The 609-nt window shown below is 73.4% G+C and carries 1 protein-coding gene; it reads left to right on the forward strand.

Features of this window, described 5'->3' with window-relative positions; translation table 11 throughout:
• Nucleotides 1–463 (forward strand): hypothetical protein (locus tag AC1DYG_RS18835; RefSeq protein WP_477641397.1); only part of this gene is annotated, 463 nt, incomplete at its 5' end.
• Nucleotides 464–609: the final 146 nt, after the last annotated feature.

The raw sequence follows: 609 nt of genomic DNA on the forward strand, positions 1-609 counted from the left end.
ACCCGATCGAGCCTGGGCAGCGGCGGCGCTCTCCCGTCTCGGCCGGATGGACCTGGTGACGGCCCGGCTCGATCGGCTGCCCCGGGAGGTCGCCGTCCGCGGGCTCACCGCCCCGTACACGTCCTTCCGGGACGTCGGCGTCCACCAGCCGTTGGACTACGGCCCGTTGGAGGCTGCGCTGACCGAGCATCCCGCGCTGCACGACGCGGTGTGCGATCGSCTSKCTCCCGGCAGCGGGTACTGCACGATCGACGCGGACGAGGCCGAGGCCGCGTTCGTGGGACTCGCTTCGCCCTGGGCCGCGGTGCGGCGGCACGGCGTGTTCGTGCTGACGGACACGGCGCTCACACCGGACGCGCGCGGGCGATACGACGCCGAGCTGCGCCGCCTGGCGACGGATCCGGATGCCCTCGTCCGCGATGCCGTCGCAATGGCCGGCGATCGCGGTCCAGCCGTGCGTTGAGCCACGGCTCTGGTGGAGCCCGGCCGACTGCGACAACACTCACGCACACCAGCCGGGCCGCCGTCGTGGTCGGTCAGCCCCGGCGCGGACGGCGCAACCGGAGCCGGCTGTAGGTGACGACTGCGAGCACGCAACTGATGAGCACC

It is taken from the genome of Pedococcus sp. P1_H8 (genome assembly GCF_056405175.1).